This is a genomic window from Cellulomonas sp. P5_C6 (genome assembly GCF_054049635.1).
Genome location: NZ_JBFULZ010000202.1, coordinates 1 through 7,264, shown reverse-complemented (window position 1 = coordinate 7,264; position 7,264 = coordinate 1). Strand labels below are relative to the sequence as shown.

Below are 7,264 nucleotides of genomic sequence, written 5' to 3'. Positions count from 1 at the left end.
GGGTGCCAGGTGGTCCCGGCGCGGCCCGAGGGGGTTCAGGGCTGGAGACCTAGAACTCCCCCTCCCACGTCTTCTGGGTCGCGGCGAGCGCGTCCTCCATGGACTGCTGACCGTCGAGCGCCTTCTGGAACTGCTCACCGAAGTCGCGCATCAGCTGCTCGGCCACCGGCAGACCGGTGAACTCGTTGGCCGGGTAGCCCGACTTGTAGATGTCGAAGGCCGTCTGGAACAGCTCGTCGTCCTTGACGAAGTCGGGGACGGACGCCGTGTTGCCCGGGAAGGCGTTGGCCATCGTGGAGAGCTCGGAGTTGACGTCCTCGCTCATCAGGAACTGGACCAGCTTGAACGCCTCGGCCTTGTGCTCGGAGTTGTCGGCGATGCCGATGCCCCACGAGGCGTACGGGATGCCGCGCTTGCCGTCGTACCCGTCCTCGGCCGGGATGGCCGAGATGCTGAACTTCAGGTCCGGGTTGGACTCGCGCAGGTCGGTCACGTGGGCGAGCGAGTCGATCATCATGCCGACCCGGCCGTTGGTGAACTCCTCGACCTTGTCCTGCTCCTTCATGGTGAACGATCCCGGCGCGATGACGCCGGCGTCCCACAGGCTCTGGATGTAGTCGGTCGCGCTGGTCACGGCCTCGTTGTCGGTCAGGGCGGGCTTGCCGTCCTTGAGCATCGAGCCGCCCGACGCCCACACCCACGACATGACGTCGTTCTGGATGCCGTTGGGCGCCTCGAGCGAGAGCGGGAGCACCCAGCCGTGGACGTTGTCACCCAGCGCGGTGATCTTGGTGGCGGCGTCCGCGAACTCGGTCCGGTTGGTGGGCGGCGCCGTGACGCCGGCCTGGCTGAGCAGCGCGTCGTTGGTGAACATCGGGTAGACGAAGTTGACCACCGGGATCATGTACGTGGCGCCGTCGACCTGGACCTGGCTGGCCAGCTGCGAGTCGTCGTAGCCGGCGTCCTTCATGACCGCCGTGAGGTCCGTGATGGCGCCCTGCTTGGCGAAGTCGCTCACCCAGGCGCCGTCGAGCCCGACGACGTCCGACATGGTGCCGGACGCGGCACCCGCCACGACCTGCTCCTTGGTCGAGGCGTACGGCCCCGACAGGAGCTTGACCTTGATGCCGGGGTTCTCCGACTCGAACTTGTCCATCAGCCCGCGGAAGGCCCCGTCGGGGAGCTCGGGCTCCCACCACTGCGAGAACTCGAGGGTGACGTCACCGCCGCCCGACGCGCTGTCCGAGCCCGAACCACCGCCACTCGAACATGCTGCGAGTGCCAGTGCTGCGACACCGGCCACAGCGATGAAGCGTCCAACGCGAGCGCCCTTGCCCATGACTGTCCCCATCCTCAGGTTCTGCCGCTTCGTGCGACTGTCTGCGCACTTCTGCGTGTTTCCGCCAAAGTAGACCCGGGGATGTGCGTCGTCAAGCGGTACTTGGCATCCGCAACCACTCCGTGACCTCCGCCCTCACTCGGCCCCGCGCCCCGCTTCCCACCTGTGGAATCGGTCCCAGAGCCCCTGAACTGGGCGAACGACCAGAATCGTCGTGCTCGTGACGACTTCTGCAGGTTTGCGTCTCGCGGAAAACTGGGGATGCGGGTTCTCGCACAAAACCGCACTGATGTGCTTAGGTACTCCCATGTCTGCGACCACCGACGGCGCACCGCGGCGACTGCCCGCGGGCCGCAAGGCCGCCCTCGCGGCGTTCGTGGCCGACCACGGTCAGGTCACCGTCGCCGATCTCGCGGAGCGGTTCGACGTCTCCCCGGACACGATCCGGCGCGACCTCGACCAGCTCGACGCGGACGGCGTCCTCATCCGCACGCACGGCGGGGCGGTGAGCCTGCAGGCGGTCCCCCGCCCCGACACCGGCCTCGACGTCCGGCTGCGGCTGCAGACCAGCGCGAAGGACCAGATCGGCGCGCTGGCCGCCGGGCTGGTCCGGGACGGCGAGTCGCTCATGATCAACGCGGGCACGACGACGCTCGCCGTGGCGCGCCACCTCTCGGAGCACCGCGACCTGACGATCGCGACCAACTCCCTGCGACTGCCCACCGAGGTCAACCCGCTCACGTTCCGCGACCTGTACGTCTTCGGCGGCGTGCTGCGGCTCAGCGCCCAGGGCACCATCGGCGCGGTCGCGTTCCCCACCGAGAACGGGACCGACCGCGACATCCGCTGCGACCTGGCCCTCATCGGCGTCGGCGCCGTCAGCGCGGACGCCGGCTACTCCACCAGCAACCTCGGTGAGGCCACGATGATGAGCGCGATGATGGACCGCGCCGCACGGGTGGCCGTCCTCGCGGACTCCACCAAGTTCGGCCGCCGTCTGTTCGCGCAGATCGCCGAGCTGGGCCGCGCGGACTACCTCGTGACCGATGCGGCGCCGCCGCCGGAGCTGGCGCTCGCGCTCGAGGCCGCCGGCGTCCAGGTCCTGCTCCCGCCCGACGCGGGCTGACGGCCGCCGCTCGGCATTGCCACCCTGCGTACGATCCGAGACGTGCCCGTCACCGGGGTGGACCGCTCCACGCTGGATCCCGCGTCTGCGGGCTGGCTCGGCTGCCTCGACGAGGCGGCGGCCGGTCGCGACGACTGCTTGGCGCGCCTGCACGCGCTGCTGACCCGCGTCGCCCGCCGCGAGGTCGGGCGCCGCGCGGGCCAGCTCGCGGTCTCCGGGCCCGAGCTGGACGACCTCGCGCTGCAGTCGGCGGGCGACGCGATGCTCGCGGTGCTGGCCAAGCTCGACCAGTTCCGCGGCGAGAGCCGCTTCACCACCTGGGTCTACAAGTTCGTGATGTTCGAGGTGTCCGCCAAGATCGGGCGGCACCAGTGGCAACGCCAGGMACCCTCCGCCGTCGAGACCGACTGGGACCGGCTCCCCGACCGGCTCGGGCTCGGGCCGGAGCAGCTCGCGGTGCAGCGCGACCTGGTCCGGGAGGTCGTCCGCGCGGTCGACGAGGACCTCACCGAGTACCAGCGGACGGTGTTCGTCGCCGTCCTGATCGACGGCACGCCGCTGGAGGCCGTCGCCCAGGGCTTCGGCGTCAGCCGGAACACCGTCTACAAGGCGTTGTTCGACGCGCGGCGCAAGGTGCGCGTCGCGCTCGTCGCGCACGGATACCTCGAGGACGCGGGGAGGTCGACATGAGCGACTGGTCGCAGGTCGAGCACTTCCTGCACACCGACCCCCGCGACGTCGGGTGCGACGAGGCGATGGCCGTCCTCGAGGTCTACGCCGAGCTCACCCACGCCGACCCCGGCTCCGCCCGGGCGCGCTACCCCGGGGTCGCCGTGCACCTCTCGCAGTGCGGGCCCTGCGCCGAGGACCTCGCGGGGCTGCTGCGGGCGATCGTCGCCGACGAGGCAGATTCGTAGGCCAGATTCGTAGGCCGGCGGAGGTAAGAACCTCGTCGCGGCCGACGCAGATGGGATGTCCGACCTTCCGACGAGAGAAGCAGGCATCCCATGAAGCGCATCACCCGGCTCGGCGCCGTCGTCGCCGTGGCCGCCGCCTCCGTCCTGGCGGCCGCACCCGCGTTCGCCGGTGTCCCCGCCCATCCCCGGCCCGCGGCGAGCCCCGTCGTGTACGTGCCCACCAACGATCCGGCGGGCAACGCGGTCCGCGTGCTGACCCGCGCGGCCGACGGCACGCTGCACCCCGCGGGCTCGTACCCGACCGGAGGGACCGGCGGCGCGCTGGCCGGCGCGGTCGTCGACCGCCTCGCGTCCCAGGGTTCCGTCGTCCTCGACCGTCCGACCGGCCTGCTCTACGTGGTCAACGCGGGCACGGACACGCTCAGCGTGTTCAGCGCGCGGGACGACCGGCTCGAGCTGCGCGACGTCGTGCCGACCCAGGGCGACTTTCCCGTGAGCGTCGCGGTGCACGACGCCCGGGTGTACGTGCTGAACGCGCGCGGCGGCGGCTCGGTCCAGGGATTCCTGCGCGCCGGTGCCCACCTGGTGCCCGTGCCGTCCTGGCACCGCGACCTCGGCCTCGACCCGACCGCGACGCCGGAGTTCACGCACACGCCCGGCCAGGTCGCGTTCGGCCCCGAGGGGCGCTCGCTGCTGGTCACGACGAAGGCCGCCAGCAACGCGGTCGACGTCTTCACGTTCGGCAGGCTCGGCCGCCCGTCGGCCACCCCGACCATCACGTCGCTTCCCGGCAAGGTGCCGTTCGGCCTGGTGCTCGACGCCTCGGGTCACGTGGTCGTGGCCGAGGCGAGCAACAACGTCGCCACCTTCACGCTCGGCGCCGACGGAGCGCTCACGCAGATCGCGGAGCAGGCCACGGKCCAGGCGGCGACCTGCTGGATCACGGCGCGCGGCAACGACGTCTGGACGTCGAACGCCGGCTCCGCGACCGTCTCGGGCTTCCGGGTCGGCGCGGCCGGCACCCTGACGGCCACCGGCGTCACGGGGACGCTGCCCGGCACGGTCGACGCGGCGGTGAGCTCCGACGGGCTCTTCCTCGACGTGCAGACGGGAGCCCAGGGCACGGTCGACACGTTCCGGGTCGCGGCGGACGGGACCCTCACGCCCGTGGGGTCCGTCGTCGTCCCCGGCACGGTCGGCGGTGAGGGCATCGCCTCGTCGTGACGCCTGTCGCCGTGGCCCGGGACCTCGCGCCCCGGGCCACGGCCATGCCCCCACCAGGATCGTCGGGTGCATGATGGTCCGACCACTGCCGAGCGGGGAGACACCATGACGCACGACATGCGACGCGCCCGGCCGGGCGACCTGCGGCGGCTGATCCGCCTGATCACCCTCGGGCTGGCGGTCGTCGCGCTCGTCAAGGAGCTGCGCACCCCCGCGGAGGAGCGCGAGTGGAACGGGATAGTCGTCGGGTTCGTTCCCTACGACTTCCGGATGCCCACCGCCGAACGCATCCAGGAGCGGTTCTGGGACCCCGAGGCCGAGCACGTGGTCGGGCCGCGGGTGTTCGGCGTCGGGTGGACGCTGAACCTCGGCCGCCTGGTCGAGCTGGTCCGGCGGCACCTGGCCTCCTAGGACCGGGTCAGCACCACGCCCGCCTCGCTCGTCTGCACGATGAACGTCAGCGACTCCTGGAAGTACAGCTGCACGCTCGTCGCGTCGTGCGACAGGTACCCGATCGACAGGTCCTGCCCGAGGTGCAGCTCGTAGTCCCCGCCGCGCGTCGAGAGCAGGAAGGCGCCGTCGATGGCTGGCGCCCAGATGATCTCGTCGACGACGCGGGCCAGGTGCTCGCGGATCGGGTAGCCGTGGTCCGACGTCTCGGCCACGGCGGTGTACTCCTCGGCCGAGAGCAGCAGCGTGTACGGACCGTCGACGCCGGCCAGCCGCAGCTCGCCCAGCGCGTGCGCGATGGCGTCCGGGTAGTCGCGCACCTCCGTCGGCAGCTGCACGGGCGCGTTGGAGGTGCTGGCCCGCACCCCGGCGATCGCCGCCGCGGCGAACCCCTCGAAGACGGCCCGGTCCTCGGCGAACGCGATCTGCTTGGCGGCGTCCTTCACGGGCTGCCAGTCGGCGTCCTTCGCCCCGCGCTCGACGTCGTCGACGGACTGCCGGTCGACCGTGAACGGCACCCGCAGCTCGACCAGCGGCTGCGACAGGCGGAGCCCGGCGTGCACGCCCTCGGCCGGCGGGTCGACCGGCATGAGGTGGCCCGTGCCGACGGCCGCGAGCTTCTCGCCGCCCGGCCCGACCACGTCCACCACGCGCCGCCCGGCGATGTGCCGCTTGAACGTGCGCCGGGCCTCCTCCTCGAGGTCGCTCCACGCCGCGGACGAGATCGGCGCGAGATCACGGTGCAGGTTGTTCATGGCGCGGTGCTCCTTCTCAGGCTGCCGATCCCCAAGGAGGAGTCGGAGGATTCGGGTGTGTCGGGCGCGTCCGCGACGGGCTCGTCCGGCGGGTCGTCGAGGAGGTCGACGGTGGGCACGAAGAACAGGTTCCCCGTCACCGCGGTGGAGAAGTCGAGGATGCGGTCGTGGTTGCCCGGCGGCTTGCCGACGAACATGTTGCTGAGCATCTGCTCGATCGGGTCGGGGTGGTCGGCGTACCCGATGAAGTACGTGCCGAACTCCCCCTCGCCCACCCGGCCGAACGGCATGTTGTCCCGCACGATCTTGCGCTCGGTCCCGTCGTCGTCGGTGATGACGGTCAGCGCGACGTGCGAGTTGGACGGCTTGACGTCGTCGGGAAGCTCGATGTCCGCCAGCTTGGTCCGGCCGATCACGTGCTCCTGGACCTCGACGGGCAGCGCGTTCCAGGTGTCGAGGTCGTGCAGGTACTTCTGCACGACGACATAGCTGGACCCCGCGTAGAACGGGTCCTCGTCGCCGACCGTCACCGCCTCGAGCGCCTCGCCGCCGGTGGGGTTCTCCGTCCCGTCGACGAAGCCCATGAGGTCGCGCTCGTCGAAGAACTTGAACCCGTGCACCTCGTCGAGCACCCGCGCCGCGCCGCGGAGCCGCTCGACCAGGTGGCTCGCCAGCTCGAAGCACAGGTCGAGCCGGGTCGCCCGGATGTGGAACATCAGGTCGCCGGGTGTCGCCGGGGCCGTGTGCGTCTCCCCCGCCACCTCGCGGAACTCGTGCAGGCCCAGCGGTCGCGGCAGCTGCGGGAACAGCCGGTCCCAGGCCGACGAGCCGATGCCGACGACGACCGCCAGCCCACCGGCCGGGTCCCGGAAGCCGACCGAGCGCTGCAGGCCGGTCACGTCGGTGAGCAGGTCCCGGACCTGCGGCTCTCCCCCGGCGTCGATCGCAAGCACCAGGAAGATCGCGCTGCTGGTCAGAGGTGTCAGCACCGGTTGGGAGGTCGCCGAGGCGTCACGGTCGCGCATCCTGGCCAGGATAGGCGTTCGCCCTCGTCACGGGGCTGTTCGGACCTTATGGTCGAGAGACCGACCCCTGGGAGGAATCGAATGGGCACGATCACGACCACTGACGGCGTTGAGATCTTCTACAAGGACTGGGGCTCCGGACAGCCGCTCGTGTTCAGTCACGGCTGGCCGCTGTCGTCCGACGACTGGGACGCCCAGCTCATGTTCTTCCGGCTCCACGGCTACCGGGTGATCGCCCACGACCGCCGGGGCCACGGCCGCTCGACGCAGACCGACGGCGGCCACGACATGGACCACTACGCCGACGACCTGGCGGCGCTCACCTCCGCGCTCGACCTGCACGACGCCGTGCACATCGGGCACTCCACCGGCGGCGGTGAGGTCGTCCACTACATCGCCCGCCACGGCGAGAGCCGCGTGGCCAAGGC

General features: G+C 71.2%; 9 protein-coding genes. 6 read left to right on the top strand and 3 right to left on the bottom strand.

Going from position 1 to position 7,264, the window contains the following annotated elements; translation table 11 throughout:
* Positions 1-49: 49 nt before the first annotated feature.
* Positions 50-1,303 carry an ABC transporter substrate-binding protein gene (locus tag ACXJKG_RS17745; RefSeq protein ID WP_456847065.1) on the bottom strand — a complete coding sequence of 418 codons (1,254 nt, stop codon included), beginning with the start codon at positions 1,301-1,303 and terminating at the stop codon, positions 50-52.
* A 343-nt stretch (positions 1,304-1,646) separates the two neighbouring features.
* On the opposite strand from ACXJKG_RS17745, the gene ACXJKG_RS17740 reads away from it, so the two are divergent.
* The 5 genes from ACXJKG_RS17740 to ACXJKG_RS17720 all read left to right on the top strand — a co-directional run bounded on the left by ACXJKG_RS17740 (position 1,647) and on the right by ACXJKG_RS17720 (position 5,017).
* The gene (locus ACXJKG_RS17740; protein ID WP_456847064.1) at positions 1,647-2,465 is read left to right on the top strand and encodes a DeoR/GlpR family DNA-binding transcription regulator; all 819 of its coding nucleotides are present in this window, start codon (positions 1,647-1,649) and stop codon (positions 2,463-2,465) included.
* A gap of 42 nt (positions 2,466-2,507) precedes the next feature.
* Positions 2,508-3,155, top strand: coding sequence for an RNA polymerase sigma factor (locus ACXJKG_RS17735; protein WP_456847063.1), 648 nt, complete (start codon positions 2,508-2,510; stop codon positions 3,153-3,155).
* Entirely contained in the window at positions 3,152-3,382 is a 231-nt protein-coding gene (locus ACXJKG_RS17730; RefSeq protein ID WP_456847062.1) for a hypothetical protein, read from the top strand. The genes ACXJKG_RS17735 and ACXJKG_RS17730 overlap by 4 nt, the downstream gene beginning before the upstream one ends.
* 90 nt (positions 3,383-3,472) lie before the next feature.
* On the top strand, positions 3,473-4,606 hold the full coding sequence (locus ACXJKG_RS17725; RefSeq protein ID WP_456847061.1) for a lactonase family protein: 1,134 nt from the start codon (positions 3,473-3,475) through the stop codon (positions 4,604-4,606).
* Between the two features lie 105 nt (positions 4,607-4,711).
* The gene (locus ACXJKG_RS17720; RefSeq protein ID WP_456847060.1) at positions 4,712-5,017 is read left to right on the top strand and encodes a DUF5808 domain-containing protein; all 306 of its coding nucleotides are present in this window, start codon (positions 4,712-4,714) and stop codon (positions 5,015-5,017) included.
* On the opposite strand, the gene ACXJKG_RS17715 is transcribed toward ACXJKG_RS17720, so the two are convergent.
* Together ACXJKG_RS17715 and ACXJKG_RS17710 are read right to left on the bottom strand one after the other, a co-directional pair.
* A complete protein-coding gene (locus tag ACXJKG_RS17715) occupies positions 5,014-5,811 on the bottom strand; it encodes a family 1 encapsulin nanocompartment shell protein (protein ID WP_456847059.1) in 798 nt (265 codons plus the stop codon). The genes ACXJKG_RS17720 and ACXJKG_RS17715 overlap by 4 nt on opposite strands.
* Entirely contained in the window at positions 5,808-6,836 is a 1,029-nt protein-coding gene (locus ACXJKG_RS17710) for a Dyp-type peroxidase (RefSeq protein ID WP_456847058.1), read from the bottom strand. The genes ACXJKG_RS17715 and ACXJKG_RS17710 overlap by 4 nt, the downstream gene beginning before the upstream one ends.
* 81 nt (positions 6,837-6,917) lie before the next feature.
* Here ACXJKG_RS17710 and ACXJKG_RS17705 point away from each other — a divergent pair.
* On the top strand, positions 6,918-7,264 hold a 347-nt coding region (locus ACXJKG_RS17705; protein WP_456847057.1), incomplete at its 3' end, for an alpha/beta fold hydrolase.

Bases quoted from the DNA above. Each gene is read 5' to 3' on its own strand.
- ACXJKG_RS17740 (WP_456847064.1), top strand. From the start codon at position 1,647: ATGTCTGCGACCACCGACGGCGCACCGCGGCGACTGCCCGCGGGCCGC.
- ACXJKG_RS17730 (WP_456847062.1), top strand. From the start codon at position 3,152: ATGAGCGACTGGTCGCAGGTCGAGCACTTCCTGCACACCGACCCCCGC.
- ACXJKG_RS17720 (WP_456847060.1), top strand. From the start codon at position 4,712: ATGACGCACGACATGCGACGCGCCCGGCCGGGCGACCTGCGGCGGCTG.
- ACXJKG_RS17715 (WP_456847059.1), bottom strand. From the start codon at position 5,811: ATGAACAACCTGCACCGTGATCTCGCGCCGATCTCGTCCGCGGCGTGG.
- ACXJKG_RS17710 (WP_456847058.1), bottom strand. From the start codon at position 6,836: ATGCGCGACCGTGACGCCTCGGCGACCTCCCAACCGGTGCTGACACCT.